At 44.8% G+C, this 19508-nt stretch carries 19 protein-coding genes, 1 tRNA gene and 1 pseudogene; 10 read left to right on the plus strand and 11 right to left on the minus strand.

What is annotated here, in order from left to right; translation table 11 throughout:
* Positions 1-32 precede the first annotated feature (32 nt).
* Positions 33-902 (minus strand): lysophospholipid acyltransferase family protein, encoded by an 870-nt coding sequence (locus QEO93_RS05050; protein WP_032137052.1) that lies wholly within the window; start codon positions 900-902, stop codon positions 33-35.
* A gap of 273 nt (positions 903-1175) precedes the next feature.
* On the opposite strand from QEO93_RS05050, the gene QEO93_RS05055 reads away from it, so the two are divergent.
* The 3 genes from QEO93_RS05055 (at position 1176) to QEO93_RS05065 (ending at position 4731) form a co-directional block, all read left to right on the plus strand.
* Positions 1176-2714 carry a Re/Si-specific NAD(P)(+) transhydrogenase subunit alpha gene (locus QEO93_RS05055; protein ID WP_032137039.1) on the plus strand — a complete coding sequence of 513 codons (1539 nt, stop codon included), beginning with the start codon at positions 1176-1178 and terminating at the stop codon, positions 2712-2714.
* Between the two features lie 124 nt (positions 2715-2838).
* The gene (gene pntB, locus QEO93_RS05060) at positions 2839-4224 is read left to right on the plus strand and encodes a Re/Si-specific NAD(P)(+) transhydrogenase subunit beta (RefSeq protein WP_032137038.1); all 1386 of its coding nucleotides are present in this window, start codon (positions 2839-2841) and stop codon (positions 4222-4224) included.
* 342 nt (positions 4225-4566) lie between these two features.
* The gene (locus QEO93_RS05065) at positions 4567-4731 is read left to right on the plus strand and encodes a hypothetical protein (protein ID WP_218775922.1); all 165 of its coding nucleotides are present in this window, start codon (positions 4567-4569) and stop codon (positions 4729-4731) included.
* 110 nt (positions 4732-4841) lie between these two features.
* Here QEO93_RS05065 and QEO93_RS05070 read toward each other — a convergent pair whose 3' ends face one another.
* Both QEO93_RS05070 and QEO93_RS05075 read right to left on the minus strand, forming a co-directional pair.
* A complete protein-coding gene (locus QEO93_RS05070; protein WP_281251094.1) occupies positions 4842-4976 on the minus strand; it encodes a hypothetical protein in 135 nt (44 codons plus the stop codon).
* A 15-nt stretch (positions 4977-4991) separates the two neighbouring features.
* Positions 4992-5768, minus strand: a pseudogene (locus QEO93_RS05075) (SDR family NAD(P)-dependent oxidoreductase).
* 41 nt (positions 5769-5809) lie between these two features.
* Here QEO93_RS05075 and QEO93_RS05080 point away from each other — a divergent pair.
* A complete protein-coding gene (locus tag QEO93_RS05080) occupies positions 5810-6232 on the plus strand; it encodes a TOBE domain-containing protein (protein ID WP_085815634.1) in 423 nt (140 codons plus the stop codon).
* 79 nt (positions 6233-6311) lie between these two features.
* On the opposite strand, the gene QEO93_RS05085 is transcribed toward QEO93_RS05080, so the two are convergent.
* The 7 genes from QEO93_RS05085 to metG all read right to left on the minus strand — a co-directional run bounded on the left by QEO93_RS05085 (position 6312) and on the right by metG (position 12368).
* Positions 6312-6977, minus strand: a complete 666-nt coding sequence (locus QEO93_RS05085; protein WP_032137034.1) for an ABC transporter ATP-binding protein — start codon at positions 6975-6977, stop codon at positions 6312-6314.
* Positions 6978-6992: 15 nt separating this feature from the next.
* Positions 6993-7664 carry a molybdate ABC transporter permease subunit gene (gene modB / locus QEO93_RS05090; protein WP_032137033.1) on the minus strand — a complete coding sequence of 224 codons (672 nt, stop codon included), beginning with the start codon at positions 7662-7664 and terminating at the stop codon, positions 6993-6995.
* A gap of 400 nt (positions 7665-8064) precedes the next feature.
* Positions 8065-8811, minus strand: a complete 747-nt coding sequence (gene modA, locus QEO93_RS05095; RefSeq protein WP_032137032.1) for a molybdate ABC transporter substrate-binding protein — start codon at positions 8809-8811, stop codon at positions 8065-8067.
* Positions 8812-8958: 147 nt separating this feature from the next.
* On the minus strand, positions 8959-9312 hold the full coding sequence (locus tag QEO93_RS05100) for a RidA family protein (protein WP_032137051.1): 354 nt from the start codon (positions 9310-9312) through the stop codon (positions 8959-8961).
* 11 nt (positions 9313-9323) lie between these two features.
* Complete coding sequence (locus QEO93_RS05105) at positions 9324-9947, minus strand: LysE family translocator (protein WP_032137031.1); 624 nt, start codon at positions 9945-9947, stop codon at positions 9324-9326.
* Between the two features lie 37 nt (positions 9948-9984).
* On the minus strand, positions 9985-10248 hold the full coding sequence (locus tag QEO93_RS05110) for a hypothetical protein (protein ID WP_032137030.1): 264 nt from the start codon (positions 10246-10248) through the stop codon (positions 9985-9987).
* 65 nt (positions 10249-10313) lie between these two features.
* Positions 10314-12368, minus strand: a complete 2055-nt coding sequence (metG, locus tag QEO93_RS05115) for a methionine--tRNA ligase (protein ID WP_032137029.1) — start codon at positions 12366-12368, stop codon at positions 10314-10316.
* A gap of 128 nt (positions 12369-12496) precedes the next feature.
* Between metG and QEO93_RS05120 the strand changes: the two genes are divergently transcribed.
* The 6 genes from QEO93_RS05120 to QEO93_RS05145 all read left to right on the plus strand — a co-directional run bounded on the left by QEO93_RS05120 (position 12497) and on the right by QEO93_RS05145 (position 17063).
* Entirely contained in the window at positions 12497-12895 is a 399-nt protein-coding gene (locus QEO93_RS05120) for a DUF350 domain-containing protein (RefSeq protein ID WP_032137028.1), read from the plus strand.
* Positions 12896-12943: 48 nt separating this feature from the next.
* Complete coding sequence (locus tag QEO93_RS05125; RefSeq protein WP_032137027.1) at positions 12944-13939, plus strand: SPFH domain-containing protein; 996 nt, start codon at positions 12944-12946, stop codon at positions 13937-13939.
* A gap of 82 nt (positions 13940-14021) precedes the next feature.
* Positions 14022-14510, plus strand: coding sequence for a GNAT family N-acetyltransferase (locus QEO93_RS05130; protein WP_032137050.1), 489 nt, complete (start codon positions 14022-14024; stop codon positions 14508-14510).
* An 82-nt stretch (positions 14511-14592) separates the two neighbouring features.
* Positions 14593-14686: transfer RNA gene (locus QEO93_RS05135), tRNA-Ser, on the plus strand.
* Between the two features lie 129 nt (positions 14687-14815).
* A complete protein-coding gene (locus QEO93_RS05140; RefSeq protein ID WP_085815635.1) occupies positions 14816-16156 on the plus strand; it encodes a LysM peptidoglycan-binding domain-containing protein in 1341 nt (446 codons plus the stop codon).
* A 61-nt stretch (positions 16157-16217) separates the two neighbouring features.
* Positions 16218-17063, plus strand: a complete 846-nt coding sequence (locus QEO93_RS05145; RefSeq protein WP_032137026.1) for a hypothetical protein — start codon at positions 16218-16220, stop codon at positions 17061-17063.
* Between the two features lie 46 nt (positions 17064-17109).
* Here the strand turns inward: QEO93_RS05145 and QEO93_RS05150 are convergent, their stop codons facing one another.
* Positions 17110-19431, minus strand: coding sequence for a penicillin-binding protein 1A (locus QEO93_RS05150; protein WP_032137025.1), 2322 nt, complete (start codon positions 19429-19431; stop codon positions 17110-17112).
* Between the last annotated feature and the right edge of the window lie 77 nt (positions 19432-19508).

The following is a 19508-nucleotide window of genomic DNA, read 5'->3' on the forward strand; positions in this document are numbered from 1 at the left end:
TCCATTTGATTGTTCAAAACACAGCCTGAAAATCAGGATTCGGGACGCTCAGGCGCGCCAGCAGGCTGTTTATACCGATTATAAGCAAACAAATATTGCTCTGGGAAACGGCGCACCCAGTATTCCACATTTTCGTTCACTATCCGCGCATCGTGCGTTTTATCGCCGTTCAGGCTGCCTGAAAGTGGCGCAATATGCAGCGCGAAACCCTCTCCATTGGGCAACCGTTCGCCCACAAAAAACAAGGTCTTCACATTTTTCACTTGAGCCAACTTGGCTACTAAAGTCATCGTGAACGCAGGTTTCCCAAAAAAATCCGCCCACACACCATCGCCGCCCTCTTCAGGCGCAGGCACATGGTCAGGCAGCACAATCGTTGCCTCGCCAGCGCGTAGGGCTTTCATCACTTGCTTCACGCCGTGCAGATTGGTTGGCGCGGTTTGACCTTTGCCGCGCACCCTGCCCTCTTGCATGATTTCATCGAACACTTTGATTTTGGGCGGTTTATACATGGCTGTGAGCGGAAACGGCAGTTGCTCGCTGATGTATCGCCCAGCCAAATCATAACTGCCGATATGCGGCGTAATTAGCAGCAAGCCTTGTTTCTCGTCTAACGCAGCCTGAATATGTTCCCAGCCGTGAATTTGTGTAAACATTGCGGCGATTTCTTCAGGCTGCCTAAAAAATGCTACGGGCAATTCCAAGCCGCCTTTAATGGTTTCTTGGCACACGCGCAAAACCATGTTTTTATCGTTGGGCAGTTGTGCGGTGCGTAGGTTTTGACGAATGCGGCGGCGGTCGCTGGGGCTGCAATAATAAAGAACGCGCCCCAGCCGATTTGCCAAACAGTGCAGTTTGGACAAAGGCTGTTGCGCCACGTATTGAAAGATTTTTCTTAGCATTTTCAGGCTGTGTGTGATTAAAAAAACGAAATTATAGCATTGAATATTAAAATCGCTTTTTACAGAAAAAATAAATGAAACAATGTCTTCCAATAGTTATTTATTGCGCAATTTTGTTGCTTATTTAACTTGTGTCATCTTTTACACATTTAACCTTTGTCAGCGTATACTATCTCTTGTAAACTTATTTTTACCAAGTTTTAACCATTTCAGGCAGCCTGAAAACGCGCTGCTGTTATCTTTCTTTACTAACCTTAACTTTAGGAGTTCAAAATGAGAATTGCCATTCCCAAAGAATCACTGGCAGGCGAAACTCGCGTGGCGTGTACGCCCACCACTGTGGCTCAATTGCAAAAATTGGGCTTTGAAGTAGCGGTGGAACGTGGCGCAGGGATTGCGGCTGGTTTAACCGATGCGGCTTATGAAGCGGCTGGCGCGGTGTTGGTGGACGCGAAAGAAGCGTGGAAGGCACCGTTGATTTACAAAGTGAATGCGCCGACTGATAAAGAATCAGGCAGCCTGAAAGCTGGGCAAACACTCGTGAGCTTTTTGTATCCGCGCCAAAATGAAGAGCTGGTTCAAAAACTGAACGCGAAAAAAGTGAATGTATTGGCGATGGACATGGTGCCGCGCATTTCTCGCGCTCAGGCTTTGGACGCGCTGTCATCTATGGCGAATATTTCGGGCTATCGCGCGGTGATTGAAGCAGCGAATGCGTTTGGGCGTTTCTTCACGGGGCAAATCACGGCGGCGGGTAAAGTGCCGCCTGCGCAAGTGCTGATTATTGGAGCGGGCGTGGCTGGTTTGGCGGCGATTGGTACAGCGAATTCGTTGGGCGCAATCGTGAAAGCGTTTGACACGCGCTTGGAAGTGGCAGAACAGATTGAGTCGATGGGCGGCAAATTCTTGAAATTGGATTTCCCACAAGAATCAGGCGGTTCGGGCGATGGTTACGCGAAAGTGATGAGTGAAGAATTTATCGCGGCGGAAATGAAATTGTTTGCCGAGCAAGCACGTGAAGTGGACATCATCATCACAACGGCGGCAATTCCGGGCAAACCTGCGCCAAAATTGATTACCAAAGAAATGGTGGAATCAATGAAAGCTGGGTCTGTGATTGTGGACTTGGCGGCGGCGACTGGCGGTAACTGTGAATTGACGAAACCTGGGGAATTGTTCGTTACCGATAACGGCGTGAAAATCATTGGTTACACTGATATGGCGAACCGTTTGGCTGGGCAATCTTCGCAACTGTACGCGACAAATTTAGTGAATTTAACCAAATTGTTATCGCCAAATAAAGACGGCGAAATAGAGTTGAATTTTGACGATGTGATTATTCGCAATATGACGGTTACGCGCGACGGCGAAGTTACATTCCCACCGCCAGCAATTCAGGTGTCTGCTGCGCCACAACAAGCAAACAAGCAGCCTGAAAAAATCGCGAAACCTGAACCGAAACCTACGCCTTTGTGGTTGAAATTTGCTCCTGCTGTGATTGGTGCGGCGTTGATTTTGTGGGTCGGTGCGGTTGCGCCTGCGGAATTTTTGAATCACTTTATCGTGTTCGTGTTGTCGTGCGTGATTGGCTATTATGTAGTGTGGAATGTGAGTCATTCGCTGCACACGCCGTTGATGGCGGTTACGAATGCGATTTCGGGCATTATTGTGGTGGGTGCGTTGTTGCAAATTGGGCAAGGTCATGCGTTTGTATCGTTCTTGGCTTTTGTGGCGATTTTGTTAGCGAGCATCAATATTTTCGGCGGCTTTTTTGTGACGCGCCGTATGCTAAATATGTTCCGTAAAGGGTAACTGAGTTTTCAGGCTGCCTGAAAATATCTAGGTAGGGTTGGTATTATTGCCCACGCGAAATCACAAATTTTGGTGAGCAAACGAGTTACCCACCCTACCGTGAAAAAAATTTTGGAGAATAAAAATGTCCTTAGGTTTAGTTACGGCGGCATACATCATTGCTGCGATTTGTTTTATTTTTGCGTTGGCTGGTTTGTCTAAACAAGAAACGGCGAAACAAGGCTGCTATTCTGGCATCGCTGGTATGGCGATTGCATTAGTGACAACGGTATTCAGCGAATCGGTGGCTGGTTTGGGTTGGATTATTTTGGCGATGATTGTCGGCGCGGCAATCGGTATTTACAAAGCCAAAAAAGTGGAAATGACCGAAATGCCTGAATTGATTGCCTTGCTGCACAGCTTTGTCGGCTTGGCGGCGGTGTTGGTGGGCTTCAACAGCTTTATTGACGCTGGCGACGTGGCGGAAGAAATGCACACGATTCACTTGGTTGAAGTGTTCTTGGGCATTTTCATCGGCGCGGTTACGTTCACAGGCTCTATCGTGGCGTTCGGTAAATTGAACGGCAAAATCAGCAGTAAACCCTTGCAATTACCGCATAAACATAAATTGAACTTGGCGGCGTTGGTCGTGTCGTTTGTGTTGATGTTGTGCTTTGTGTCGGCTGGCGGTAGCTGGTTTGCGTTGATTGTGATGACGTTAATTGCGTTGGCGTTTGGCTGGCATTTGGTCGCGTCAATCGGTGGCGCGGATATGCCTGTGGTGGTGTCTATGCTGAATTCGTATTCAGGCTGGGCGGCTGCGGCGGCTGGTTTTATGTTGTCAAATGATTTGCTGATTGTAACTGGCGCGTTGGTGGGTTCTAGCGGTGCAATTTTGTCTTACATTATGTGTCAGGCGATGAATCGTTCGTTTGTGTCTGTGATTGCTGGCGGTTTTGGTTCGGACGGCGCGGCGGCTTCAGGCAGCAGCGAAGAAGTGGGCGAATACCGTGAAGTGCAAGTGGCAGATGTGGCGAATATGTTGAAAGAAGCCAGCAGCGTGATTATTACCCCTGGTTACGGTATGGCGGTGGCGCAGGCGCAATATCCTGTGGCAGAAATCACCGATTTGTTGCGTAAAAATGGCACGGAAGTGCGTTTTGGTATTCACCCTGTGGCTGGGCGTTTACCAGGGCATATGAATGTGTTGTTGGCGGAAGCAAAAGTGCCGTATGACATCGTGTTGGAAATGGACGAAATTAACGATGATTTCGCGGAAACTGATGTGGTGTTGGTCATCGGCGCAAACGACACGGTAAACCCTGCCGCGCAAACTGACCCAAATTCGCCTATCGCGGGTATGCCTGTTTTGGAAGTGTGGAAAGCGAAAGAAGTGGTCGTGTTCAAACGCTCAATGAATACGGGCTATGCTGGGGTGCAAAATCCGTTGTTCTTCAATGAAAACAGCGTGATGTGCTTTGGCGATGCAAAAGCGAAAGTTGATGAAATTTTGGCGGAATTGAAAAAATAATTCGCGCTAAATCATTCAGGCAGCCTGAAAATATTTTTCGGGCTGCTTTTTTGTATTGGAATATAAATGAAGAATTTTGTTTTTTTATTTAAAACGCTGGCATTGGCAGCGGTATTTGAAAGCGTGCTTATAGTAGATTAAATTCAAATCAGGACAAGGCGACAACGCCCGCCGTGTACGCGTGGTACATAAGGGCGTTGGCAACGCTGTACTGGTTTGAATTTAATTTACTATACATTGTTGCTGATTGGAATAGGTCATCAATTACATACTTTTTTTGGAATTTTTATTTCTATTGTTTTTCTTAGCTTTTCTAATTTTATGTTTCATGGATTATTTGCCATGATTTTTATCCCTATTTTTGTATTATTCAAAAAAATGAATCATTGGGGCTACATTGGCTTATTTTTTGTGGCGGCAATTTATTTTAATGGGTTATGGCAATATCTCTTTCCGTCTGCCAATAGAGCAACGGTTGAAGCGGAATTTATAGTTTATGCGTGGTAGTGGTCTAACTTTTTTCAGCTTGGTTTTATCGTATTGCACATGGATTTATTTAGCCAAACGCAAAAAAGCAGCCTGAAAAAATTATTTTCAGGCTGCGTTCTGATTGCTTTTCAATGCGTAATCAACCATTCACGCAATGCCGCGTTAATGCGCGGATAGACATCTGCATGTTCAAAAAAATCATCGGTTAATTCAGGCACATCATCAAGTAAGTGCGCGTTGGAGTTTAGCTTGTTCTCGTTCATCATATTTTCCTCTAATTAAATATTTTCAGGCTGCATTTCCCTTACATCCACCAAAATCTTCCCACCAAATTCCGCCGACTCCACCCACCGCACAATTTTCTCCGCCACATTTTCAGGCTGCGTCAGCGCATTATCCTGCTTCAACGCCACAAATCGCCCCAACATCGGAAAATCCTGCGCCGCCGCACCGCGAATTTCCGCCTGCATATCCGTATCCACCACCCCCGGCGCAACGCTGCCCACCAAAATATTCCCATGCGCTTCGTCCGCCATGCACAGCGCATGCTGGTCAAGAGCCGCTTTGGTTGCACCATACACATTCCAACCCGCAAACGGTCTGCGCCCTGCCCTGCTGCTAATATGCACAATTTTCAGGCTGCATTTTGGCAATTTCTGCTGCGCGACAAAGTTGCTCAAAATCATCGGCGCAGCCACGTTCAACGCCACCGCACGCGCAATATCCGCCGCGCTTTGTTACCCCAAAACCGCATTGGGCGCAACCGTTCCCGCGTTGTTAATCAGCACCAATTCATCGGCAGCCTGAAAAAACGTCTGCCAAATTGGTTGCGACAACGCCGCCAAAACGGCTTGCGTGTCCGACAAATCCAACGCAATTTGCTGCAAATTGTCGTGCGCCAAATCTAACGGCTTGCGCGATACACCCAGCACATGATGCCCGTGCGCCAAATAATGTTGCGCCAACGCCTTGCCCAAACCGCGAGAATGCCCAGTAATAATGATGTATGCCATAATGTGATTATCCTTTTTGTCTATTAAAAGCCACTTTATCATACGCTATAATTTGCAGCTTGAAACATTCTCAAAGGCAATCCATGAAAACCAGTGCAAGAAACCGCTTTGGCGGCATTATCCAAGACGTTCAAACGCTAAACGGCGTGTGCGAAGTAACCGTGCAATGCGGCGACACGACAATCATCAGCCAAATCAGCCCGCAAGCTCAAGCGCGGTTGCAGCCGAAAGTGGGCAGTGGCGCGGTGGTGATGGTGAAAGCTCCGTTTATTATTTTGATGACGGAAATTGAACCGTTAAGATTGTCGGCGGAAAATGTGTTGCATGGCACGGTTGTTCGTTTGGAAAAAGGCGCGGTTAATCAAACGGTTATGCTGGAATTGTTTGACGGTTTAACCGTTACTGCCACGATTACTCTACACAGCAGCGAAAATTTGGATATTCACATCGGGCAGAAAATGGCGGCGGTGTTTAACGCAGCAAATACGATTCTGGGTGTGATGTAAACATAAAAGCAGTCTGAAAATATTTCTTCAGACTGCTTTTGTATTCACACAACCGTAGGGTGCGCCCCGCGCACCAATTTCAGGCTGCCTGAAGCGTCAAAACACCCTGCTCCATGCGCCACACTTCATCTGCCAACGCGTCCGCGTCTGCTTTATCATGCGTAATCAGTAACATAGGAATATCCAATTCCTGCTGCAACGCCGCCACTTCCTGCCGCATTTGGGCGCGTAAATCCGTATCCAACGCAGAAAACGGTTCATCAAGCAACAAGCAACGCGGCTGAACCACGCACGCTCTTGCCAATGCGGTGCGCTGTTTTTGTCCGCCTGAAAGCTGGTGCGGATAATGGCTGGCTAGGTGCGTTAATTGCATTTTGTTCAGCCATTTTTCTGTTTGTTCATCAAAGGTTAGCGGCGGATTGCGCCAGTTTTGGTGCAATCCAAAGGCGATATTCTGCACAACAGTTAAATGTGGAAACAGCGCGTAATCTTGAAACATCAATCCAACGCCACGTTTTTGCGTGGGCAACCATGTTTTTTCGTCTGCAAAACAGGTTTCTTGAATAACGATTTTGGTGGCGCGTGGGCGGATTAGTCCTGCCAACACTTGCAGCGTAAGGCTTTTGCCTGAACCGCTTGCACCCACAATCGCCAGCCGTTTGGCTTGGCTTTGGCATTGAACGTTCAGCGAAAAGGCGTGGTTTTTGTTGCGGATTTCGGTTTGAATGGAAAAATCAAAAATCATGTTTTCAGACTGCGTTTATTGGGATTGATAACGTGGTTTGCTGAGATATTGTGTCAGCCATAATATCGTTACGCACACCACAGAAATAATGATAACCAATTGATTTGCCAACGAATCATCGCCAGCTTGCACGGCTTCGTAGATGGCGATAGATAGGGTTTGAGTTTCGTTGGGAATACTGCCTGCAATCATCAGCGTCGCACCAAATTCGCCGAGCGCACGAGCAAAGGCGAGCAGCAATCCCGACAAAATGCCGCGCCATGCCAAAGGCAAGGTTACGCGGAAAAATACGGCTGTGCTGGACAATCCGAGCGTTTTGGCGGCTTGTTCTAGCTGTGGGTTCACACCTTCAAAGGCGGCGCGAGCGGGTTTGGTTATCAGAGGGAAAGTGACCACGGCGGCAGCAATCGCTGCGCCTTGCCATGTGAAGACTAGGCTGATGTCAAACGTGTTTTGCAGCCATTTGCCGATTGTGCCTTCTCTGCCGAATAAAACGAGCAGGTAGTAACCCATAACGGTGGGCGGCAAAACCATGGGCAAGGTGAGCAGCGTGTCCAGTAAGTCGCGCCCGATAAAGCGGCGTTTGGCGAGTGCGTAGCCTGTGAGCATGCCTAAAATCAGGTTGATAATTGTGGCGCAACTGGCGACTTTGAGCGAGAGATAAAGGGCTGGGGATAGGGTTTCCATTGGGGTTTTCAGGCTGCGTTTGATGTTTCATGCAGCCTGAAAATGTTGGATTCAAGAATCCAACCTATGTTTTTATGATTTTTTCAGGCTGCGTTTTGGAATTTTTTGAGAAACTTGTAGGTTGGACATTTTTGCCCAACATGATATTTTCAGGCTGCATTTCAATACACGATAGAACTTTTACAATGGAGCGTCGACGGTTCACCCACATATTTTTAAATAACAGTAATCAGAGATTTTGTCGGCGAGCCGCCGACTCTCCATTTTTGTCGTGTATTGAAAGGCTGCATGAATTTTACAGGTTTCTGAATATTATCAAATGTCGGGCATAAATGCGCCGACCTACTAATATTTTCAGGCTGCGTTTGATTTCTCACGCAGCCTGAAAATCGTTCAAAAATTAAGGTTTGCTAAACCCATAGCGTTGCAACACGCTTTGAGCTTCTGGCGACAACACAAAATCGGTAAAGCGTTTGGCTTCAGCGGCGTGTTGGCTACGTGTTGTGGTGGCGATTGGGTAAATCACGGGCTGCACGGTTGGCACTTCGCCTGTGATGTTCAGCGCAAATTGTTTCAGTTGTGCGTCTGTGCGGTAAACAAAACCTGCATCCACTTCGCCACGGAACACATAATCTAGGGCTTGACGCACATTTTGCGTGTAAATATATTTGTTATTCAGTTGGTTAAACAAATTGTTCTTTTCCAATGCAGCTTTGGCATACGCGCCTGCTGGCACGCTTTCGGGTTTACCAACCGCAATGCGTTTCACGTTGGCTTGACGCAAATCGGCTAAAGTTTTCACGCGAACGGTGGATTTTTTTGGCGTAACCAACACCAGCGAGTTACGTGCGAAATTTTTGCGTGTGTGGGCGACAATCAGTTTTTGGTTATTGGCTTTGTCCATAGTGGCGGTGTCAGCAGTCGCCAAAACGTCCACAGGTGCGCCTTGTGCAAGCTGTTGCAACAATACGCCTGATGCAGCGGTGTTCAATTTGATTTTGTCTTGCGGATTTTGTTTTTCATACAATTTGGCGATTTCTGTGAACGCTTCTTTCAGGCTGGCGGCGGCGGAAACGGTAATATCCGCAGCCTGAACACTTTGCATGGCAAATAAAACAGCGGTGGCTAATGTGATTTGACGCAACATGGTTTTTCTTTCGGTTTCAGTAAAAATTCATGGTAACAAAGCGGTTTTGTTTTGCCTAATCGTCAAAGGGATTAAACGCAAAAACTATACTAAAGTATTAGTCCTCCAAAAAAATTTCAGGCTGCATTATAAAATGCAGCCTGAAATTTATTTTTGCACTGCAGAAACTTTAATTTCCACTTTCCATTCAGATTTAGCTAATTTCGCTTCCACACACGCACGAGCGGGCGAATTTTTCGTATCAACCCAGCTATCCCACGCAGCGTTCATGCCATCGTAGTCCGCCATATCCGTTAAGAAAATCGTCGCTTCCAAAATGTGCGATTTATCTGAACCACATTGCGCCAGCCAATGGTCGATTTGTTTTAACACATCAGCCGTTTGCACCGTAATATTGCCCGAAGTATCTTCAGGTACCATGCCCGACAAAAATACAAATCCATTAGCCATAACCGCCTCTGAAAGGCGTTCATAGCAACCAAATCTCTGAATTTTACTCATCGCTTTCTCCATTAACTTACCAAAACTTTGATACCCAAAGCCGTCATTGCCACACCCAGCACACGGTCAATCCAATGCCCTGCTTTTTGGAAACGACTGTTCACCGCAGGCATAGACAGCAACAATGTTACTGTCGCAAACCATGCAAATTGAATCACCATCATCCACACGCCGTAAATCGCCAGTTGCCAAGTGGGCATATTGGGCGACAACACAATCGTGAAAATAGACACAAAATACACAGGCGCTTTAGGGTTCAGCACATTGCATAAAAAACCGCTTCGCAATGCAGACATCGCCGACTGCTGCTGTGCTTTTTCTGCATGAATTTCCGTTACTTCGCCTTTCGCTTTCGCACGGATACCTTTAATCCCCAAATAAATCAAATACGCACCGCCCACAATTTTCACCGCAGTCAGCAACCAAGCCGCCGATGCAATCAAAGCCGCCATACCCAGCACAGAGTACAAAATATGCACGCCCAAACCCAACGCCATGCCCAAGCTGCTAATCAAGCCAATGCGCTTACCTTGGCTCAATGCCTGTTGCGACACAAACACAAAGTCTGGGCCTGGAGAAATCGCTCCCAATAAATGAACGCCCGTAATCAATAAAAAACCGTGCCAAAATTCCATTATATTCCTTTCTATATTGAGGCAGCCTGAAAAAAATTTAACGCATAAAATACCACACAATATAGCCAATAAATACGCCCAACGGCACAAACTGCCACAACGCATGTTGTTTATTGCGCAAATCACGTTTTAAGTGCGACCATATCGCCGCAAATAAAACATATTTGAACAAAAATGCGGCAGCGCATGCCATCACAATGCCGTTAATCAGATAGTCCGTTGGCGTTTGCGCGGGATTTATGGCGAACCAAATCACTAATAAAAGTGGTGTGAGACAAACAATCAACCATCGTTTTAACATAGTCAAAATCTCGTGATAAAAAATGCAGCCTGAAACTATTTTTCAGGCTGCATTTATTTTGAAAATTAACCCACTTTATCGCCAGGCTGCGCACCTTCGTGGACGGTCAGCAATTTCAAATTATGGTCTTTATCTGCCGCGCTCAAAATCATACCTTCTGACACGCCAAATTTTGCCATTTTGCGTGGCGCGAAATTTGCCACCGCAATCACCATTGTACCGTTCAATTCCGCAGGGTTCGGATAGCTCGCAGCAATGCCCGAGAAAATCGTGCGTTGCTCAAAACCAAAATCCAAGCTAAATTTCAACAACTTCGTGCTGCCCTCAACCGCTTCGCAATTCAACACTTTCGCCACGCGCATATCCACTTTCATAAAATCGTCAAAGCTGCATTGCTCGGCAACTGGTGCAAATTCATTGTTTGCGGCTGCTGGGGTTTCAGGGGCTGCCTGAATCGTTTGTTTGTTCGCTTCTACTAAATCGTTCACTTGTTTTTCCTCAATACGTTGCATTAAATGTTCATATTTGTTGATGATGTGGTTTTCAGGCAGCGTGGAAACCGTGTGCGCCCAATCCAATTTACCCGCATTCAAAAACGCCGCCGCTTGCGTTGCCACATTCGGCAAAACAGGGGACAAATACGCCGTTAAAATCTTGAATGCGTTAATCAATTCGCTGCACACTTCGTGCAAACGCTGTTCCGCGCCGTCTTGTTTTGCCAATTCCCAAGGCTTGTTCGCGTCTACATATTCATTGACCAAATCCGCTAAACCCATGATTTCACGCAAGGCTTTTGCGTATTCGCGGCTTTCGTAATCGTTGGCAATGGATTCCGATTTTTCGGTTAATTGGGCAATCAATTTGCTGCCTGAAACATCTTGCAGGCTACCTGAAAAGCGTTTCGCAATAAAACCACTTGCACGAGCAGCGATGTTTACATATTTACCCACCAAATCGCTATTCACACGCGCAATAAAATCTTGTAAATTCAAGTCAATATCTTCAATTTTGCTGTTCAATTTCGCGGCGATGTAGTAACGCATCCATTCAGGATTTAAACCTTGTTCCAAATACGATTTCGCGGTAATAAACGTGCCGCGAGATTTAGACATTTTCTGACCGTCCACCGTCAAAAAGCCGTGCGCGAAAATGCCAGTCGGGGCGCGATGTCCACTAAATTCCAGCATCGCCGTCCAAAACAGTGCGTGGAAATACAAAATGTCTTTGCCGATGAAATGATACATTTCGGTTTGGCTATCTTTACCGAAAAATTCGTTAAAATCCAAGCCGATACGGTCGCAAAGATTTTGGAATGAAGCCATGTAGCCCACAGGTGCGTCCAACCAAACGTAGAAATATTTATTCGGTTGGTCGGGAATTTCAAAGCCGAAATACGGCGCATCGCGTGAAATATCCCAGTCGGACAATTCGCCGTCTTTGAGCCATTCGTTCATTTTGTTCAAGGCTTCAGGCTGCAAATTGGCTTTGCCGTTGGTGCTGCCTGAAGTCCACGCTTTGAGAAAATCGCCGCATTCGCTTAATTTGAAAAAGAAATGTTCGGTTTCTTTCATGATGGGCGTTGCGCCTGATACGGCTGAATACGGTTTAATCAATTCGGTTGGCGAGTAGGTTGTGCCGCAGACTTCGCAGTTGTCGCCGTATTGGTCTTGGGCGTGGCATTTTGGGCATTCGCCTTTAACAAAACGGTCAGGCAAAAACATTTGTTTTTCGGGGTCAAACAGTTGGTTAATGTATTTGCTGGCGATTTTGTTATTCGCTTTCAACGCCAAATAAATTTGTTCGGAATATTTTTTGTTTTCAGGCGAATGGGTTGAGTAATAATTGTCGTAGCCAATGCCAAAGCCTGTGAAATCCGCCAAATGTTCGGCGTGGGTTTTGTCAATCATTTGTTCGGGGGTAATGCCTTGTTTTTCGGCAGCGAGCATGATTGGCGTGCCATGCGTGTCGTCCGCGCAGCAGTAATAGCATTCGTGTCCGCGTGATTTTTGGAAACGTACCCAAATGTCGGTTTGGATATGCTCAACCATGTGTCCTAAATGGATTGAGCCGTTGGCATAAGGTAGGGCTGAGGTTACTAAGATTTTGCGTTTTTGTGTCATGATTTTTATGCTTGAAATGTAAAGTCATTATTATGCCACACTATTAAAATATATAGTTTTCAGGCTGCCTGAAAAATGCGGATATATGGCATAATCCTTTTCACTATTTTTTGATAACGAGGTTACCCATGTCGCTACCCTTAGCGCAGTATATTTTGTATTTGCAATATATGTTTATCGGCTCAGTGATGGTTATCATGCACTCAGTCGTTTACATGAAAATCACGCCTGTAAACGAGTTGAAAGAAATCCAAAACGGCAATATCGCCTGCGCCCTATCGTTTGGTGGCACGTTGATTGGCTTTTGCCTTGCACTCGCGTCCAGTATTACGCACAGCTTGGATATTCTCAATTTCATCGCGTGGGGCATTGGCGCAGGGATTGTGCAAATTTTGACCCACTTCACTACCACGCGCCTTATTCCGCAAGCTAATCAGCATTTAGCAAACAACAATATTGCCGTAGGGATTTTATTTGCTGCGTTGTCGATTGCCATTGGCTTGATTAACGCCGCTTGTTTATCCTAATTTTCACGCAGCCTGAAAACCCAACCCATTCACACAAAGGAAACCAAAATGTTCGATTTTATCCGCAAGCAGTTTATTGACGTCATTCAATGGGAAAGCCCAAGCGAAGAAACCCTAGTATGGCGTTTCCCCGTTGCCGACCAAGAAATCCAAAACGGCGCAAGCCTTACCGTGCGCGACAGCCAAATGGCAATGTTCGTAAACGAAGGCGTAACCGCAGACGTATTTGGCGCAGGACGATATACACTCAACACCCAAACCCTGCCTATTTTAACCAATCTGAAAAACTGGGATAAATTCTTCCAATCCCCATTCAAATCAGACGTTTACTTTTTCAACACACGCCAACAAATCGGCAAACGTTGGGGCACAGCGCAACCCGTAACCGTCCGCGACAGCGATTTTGGCATTGTGCAACTGCGCTCGTTTGGCATGTATTCCTATCGCATTGCTGACCCAGCCCTATTCTTCAAAGAAATCGCAGGCGTGGTAGAAGCCTACACGGGTGAGCAACTGGAAGCGCAATTGAAAAACATTGCCATGACACAACTTGCCGCCGCATTCGGCACATCAGGCGTACCGTTTTTGGACATGGCTGCCAACCAAGTTTTGTTGTCGCAAAAAATGAACGAATTGCTGAAACCAGAATTTGCCAAACTCGGTTTAGCATTGGAAAACTTCACTGTAGAAAGCGTAACGCTGCCTGAAAATATTCAGGCTGCATTAGATAAACGTATGTCCATGAATATTATTGGTGATTTGAACCAATACACCAGTTATCAAACCGCAGAAGCCATTCCCATGGCAGCGCAAAACGAAGGCGGTTTAGCTGGCATGGGCGCAGGAATGGGCGTGGGTGTTGGCGTAGGTCAAGCCATGGCAAGCGCAATGGCAGGCGCAGCGCAACCGCAAGCAGTCGCCCCAGCAGCCGAAGACCCACAAGCGAAGTTGCAAAAATTGAAAGCCTTGCTGGACGGCGGTTTAATTGCGCAAGCCGATTATGACGCAGCCAAAGCAGAAGTTTTGAAACAACTGATTGGCTAAATAAATGCAGCCTGAAAACCTTTCAGGCTGCCTGAAATCCGTTATAATTCGCCCCGTTTTACTTTTACGCACACCAACAAAAATGAACCGCCTAATTACTCAACTTCGCCGCGCCACGCCAGCCGATTGCTTCGACATTTACACCGTCCACCGCCTTGCTGTGCGCTACACTTGTCTAACCAGTTACACGCCCGAAATTTTAGAAGCATGGCTGGCTCTGCTCGACCAAGACAGTTATCAGGCTGCGATTACATCTAAAGATAAAGAATTGTGGGTGATTGAATACAAAAACAAAATCAGTGGCTTCTTTTTGCTGGATTTGCAACGAGCGCAGTTGGACGCGTTGTATGTTCATCCGTTTTTGCATCATTTGGGGCTGGGAACGGCATTGTTGCAACGCGCAGAAGCGTTGATGTTGAAAGCAGATTTGAGTATTTTGAGTTTGTACGCTTCCGCTAATTCCACTTCGTTTTACACGCTCAATGGCTATGAAACTTTGGGTGAAGCTGTGATGCCGTTTAATGCAAAAATTTCGGCAAGTTGCACGTTAATGCGAAAATTTTTACAGTAAAAACAAAAAAGTAAATTTTTACTAAATTTGAAATATTGACGATGAGTTTATCCATCTATATAATTCGAGTCTTTCCTGAAACGGAGTAATGGCTGAGAGGCTGAAGGCACACCCCTGCTAAGGGTGCATCTGGGCTATAACCTGGATCGAGGGTTCGAATCCCTCTTACTCCGCCAAATAACTAAAAACAACCTAAATATTTATATTTAGGTTGTTTTTATTTGCGCATTTTACTTATCAACTTTTATCTATCAGAATAACAAAAACGGTATAATTAAAGATATTTAACAATTAAAGGTCTTTCCATGAACAACAAACAGACTTCACGCTTATTTAGTGCAAGTGCCGTTTTGATTCTCACCGCTTGCGCTACACCTACCACAGCACCTATTTTTTCCGGCACAGCAGCACCTGTAACTGCTGCCACCAGCACCGCAACCCCCGCAATAAACAACACCCATAGCACTACTCAATCAACAACACCAGCAACCAATACCACTACAGTCAAAGATTCAGTCAATATTGACCTTAATAACCCTTACGGTGCTGTTGTAACAGATTTAAATGAAGAGTTAGATACCAGCAAAGCAGAAGTATCAGAAAAAATCAAAAGCATGCAGGCTGAAGTTAAATCAGAATTAAAAGAACCTTTAAATCAGCAGAAAGAAACCATCAAATCCACTACTGAAACAGTTTACCAACCCAGCAGCACCAATAGCACAGGATTATTAAAAACAGCTCACCATCCTAGTAATGCTACAGTTAATCCCAATGCAGCAACCCATTCCGTTGTTTCTGGCGATACCGTTTACAACATTTCAAAACGTTACGGCATTAGCCAAGATGATTTGCGTGCATGGAATAACTTATCAGACAACAATATTAGCGTAGGACAAGTATTAAAAGTAAAGCCAGCAAGCACCAGCAAAAAGGCAACTACTTCTAGTACACAAACTTCAGCCTCTGGCACAAGCCACGTAGTTGTTGCAGGCGATACCTTGTATAACATTTCTAAACGCTACAACGTTTCTGTTAATCAATTACGCGAATGGAATAATCTGCCTAGCGACACAGTCAAACTAGGGCAAGTTTTGCAAGTAGGCAGCTCAACCAACAAATACGCCAATGTTACCTCCAAAAGCACTAAAACCCAAACAACAAAAATTACTTCAACGCCATCAACTTACACTTCACCGAATCCCTCGATTGCAGAAACAGTAACACGTTCAGAAGTAACCAAGACTTACAGCTCATCAACACAAAGCTCAAGCAATGTAAGCACCCAATCTAAAAATGGTATTAATTGGCAAAGCCCTGTATCCAACGGACAAATCGTTAAAGCCTACTCAGCTATCACTCACGGCATTGATTTATCTACTAGTAGTGGGCAATCTGTCGTTGCTGCAGCAGATGGAGAAGTTGTATATAGCGGTATTGGTCCTGAAGGTTATGGCAATTTAGTAGTAATAAAGCACAGTCAAAACTATTCAACTACTTATAGCAATGTTGCCTCTCTTGCCGTTAAAGAAAAAGCTATTGTTAAACGTGGTCAAAAAGTAGCAACTATGGGCAGTAATCCATTGCATTTTGAAGTTCGTTTAGACGGTTCACCAGTCAATCCAAATAGCTTCGTTAATATCAAATAACAAAATAGCCCTTTTATAGGGCTATTTTTTCAGGCTGCCACTTAATTCAGGAGATTCCATCATGATTATCGTCATGCAAGCCCACACTACCGATGATTCTATCCAAGCCGTTGTTCAATTTATCAATCAAAAAGGATTAAAAGAACACATTTCTCGCGGGACAGAGCGAACCATTATTGGCGCAATGGGTGATGTGCGTGTGGTTGATGCAGCAGAAATTGAACAATTACCACAAGTAGAGCGTGCGATTAATATTGTGCACGAATGGCGAATGGTTAGCAAAGAAGCCGCGTTGCAAAATACAGAAATCACTGTTCGAGGGGTAACTTTTGGCGGGAATACGCCGATTAAACACATTGGCAGCCTGAAAACAGATGATGCTATTTTACTCGACCCTTTTTACTTGCCCAGCAATCCTTATTTATTTTCAGGCTGCAAAACTGAAAAAGAAATTAGCAATCAAATTAGTCTACATCATCAAAACAATCAACCTGTTATCATAAAAATTCACGATAGCAAACACATTCAGGCTGCTTTCAATATGCAGGCAGACATGATTTATATTGGTGGGGATTTGGTAGAAAATCGTTACGTTTTACATGAATTAGGCAGCCTAAATATTCCTGTTATTGTGTGCAAGCATGCCACTCATACAGTCAAAGACTGGCTATTAGCGGCGGAACAGATTGTCTTGCGCGGCAATCAGCATGTGATTTTGGGCGATGCTGGGACGCTAAATCCAACCAGTGAAATGTTACGCTTAGACGTTGATGCGACTGTTGCGGCTAAGCAACTGAGCCATCTCCCTGTTTTGGCGGATATTCGATTGCTTGCTCATCGCTTTATGCCGCAAGAAACGCTTATTCAACTGGCTACTATTGCGGGTGTTGATATGATTGCAAAATAGTCAATAAAAACGCAGCCTGAAAGTTTCAGGCTGCGTTGTTTTTTGATTAATCGTACAAATCACTTGCACTAACTGGGTTTGCTTGCAATTCTGACGGAATATCAGATTCTTCTGCTTGAGTTGCCTCTTCTTCTTTGGCATTTCCTTTAGTGGTTGATTTAACCGCTTTAGGCTCTTCCGTTGAGTCTTCAGTTGGAATAGCAGGTTTAGCTGTTTTCTGCTGCTTTTGAGCATCTGCTACAGATTTTTCAGAACTTTTTGCATCAGGTTTATTCAACGCATAACGCATGTAATCTACCCAAATTGGTAAAGCTAATGTACCACCAAATGCTTTTTTATCAATGGTTCTTGGTGTGTCATAACCTACATAAATCGCAGTTACAATTTTTGGAGAATAACCTACAAACCAAGAGTCTTTAAAGTCGTTTGTTGTACCTGTTTTACCAGCGATGTCTAAGCGTCCCAGAGCCATGGCACCTCTTGCTGTACCATGTTGCACCACATCGCGCATGATAGAAGTCATCACAACCGCATTGTTTTTATCGATTACTCGCGGTGCGCTTTTCTCTGCGACTAATGGTTCCATTTCCGCAAGTAAATTGCCTTTGGAATCATAAATCTTATCGATTACATAAGCTGATACCTTGTAACCGCCATTGGCAAATACTGAATAACCTTCTGCCATTTGCAAAGGTGTTACGGAGCCAGTACCCAAAGCCAATGCTACTGCTGCTGGAATTTGCTCTTTTCTAAAACCAAATTTTTGCAAATAATTGAGCACATAAGGTACACCCATTGCTTGCGCAATGCGCACTGATACAGTATTACGTGAAGCGGTTAATGCTTGACGTAAAGTCATCATGCCGCGGAAGGTACCATCTGAGTTTTGCGGCGACCATTTACCAATGGTAATTGGCGCATCATTCACCATAGTGTCCGCCGTCATACCTTTAGATAAGGCAGCGGAATAAACAAATGGCTTAAATGTTGAACCTGGCTGACGCATGGCTTGTGTCGCACGGTTAAAGGCTTTGGCATGGAAATCATAGCCACCCACCATCGCACGAACTGCGCCTGTTTTCACATCTAATGAAACCAGTGCACCTTGCAAGGCGGGTTGTTGCGTTACATTCCAACGGCTACCATTTTTTATCACTCGAATAACAGAGCCAACTTTAATTGCTTTATCGCCTAATTTTTTATTATTTAAAGCAAGCGCACTTTTAGCAATGCCTAAATCATTAATACTTAACTCAGCTTTTTGCCCTCCTTGCATAGCAATCGTAATGCCTTTTCTTGTTGTTTCTAAAACAACTGCCGGCACCATTTTTTCCACTGTGTAAGTGTTCGCTAAAAACTGTTCTGCTTCTGTTTCAATATCATCATCATCTGCAAAAGTTAATTGTTGTTCTACACCGTGATAGCCTCCACCATCACGATTCCGCAAGGCTTTACGTAAGGCGTTTGTAGCTACTTTTTGGTTCTGACTATTCACAGTTGTGTAAACGTTAAAACCTCTGGTATAGGCTTCTTCACCATAGCGCTCAAATAATTCTTGTCGTGCCATTTCTGCAACGTATAAAGAATTCTGATCAATAGGTAAGCTATAGCGCTCATACATCAATTCTTCGTTATATGCTTCATTAGCTTGAGCAGCTGTAATAAAACCCATCTCAACCATATTGTTCAAAATATATTTTTGACGCTCTTTGGCACGAGTTGGATTCACAATCGGGTTAAACGCAGAAGGGGCCTTTGGCAAACCTGCCAAAATAGTTGCCTCAGCCAAGCTCAAATCATTAACGTTTGAATTAAAATAAATTTTTGCTGCTGCTGCAAAGCCATAAGCACGCTGACCTAAATAGATTTGATTGAAATACAACTCTAAAATTTGGTCTTTGGTTAAGTTGCGCTCAATTTTATAAGCTAAAAGTGCTTCGTTAAATTTACGTGTATATGTTCGCTCATTAGTCAAATAAAAATTACGAGCAACCTGCTGCGTAATGGTACTTGCACCTTGTTTATGCCCACCTGCTAAATTGCTAACAATCGCTCGCGCAACACCTACAACATCCACACCCCAATGCTCACGGAATCTTTTATCTTCTGCTGCAATCACAGCATTTTTTAAATTATCGGGAAATTTATCAATAGGCATAAATTCACGGCGTTCATCTCCGTATGAGCCAATTACTACTCCATCAGCTGAATAAATTGTTAAAGGTTCATGCGGTTGATAATTTCTGACATTATCTAACGCGGGTAGTTTTGGATAAGCCATCAAAATAGCAATTGATACAGCCCCAACACCAAATAAAAACAAACCCAAAATTAGCCCAAATAATGTGGCAATGAAATTTTTAATCATAATTTCCCAAAAGTATTTTCAACAAAATTACCATTTGTTTTTTAAAATAAAGTAAAATATCGCTTGTATTTGTTATT

The sequence above is a fragment of the Kingella negevensis genome (assembly GCF_030177895.1).
GTDB lineage: Bacteria > Pseudomonadota > Gammaproteobacteria > Burkholderiales > Neisseriaceae > Kingella_C > Kingella_C negevensis.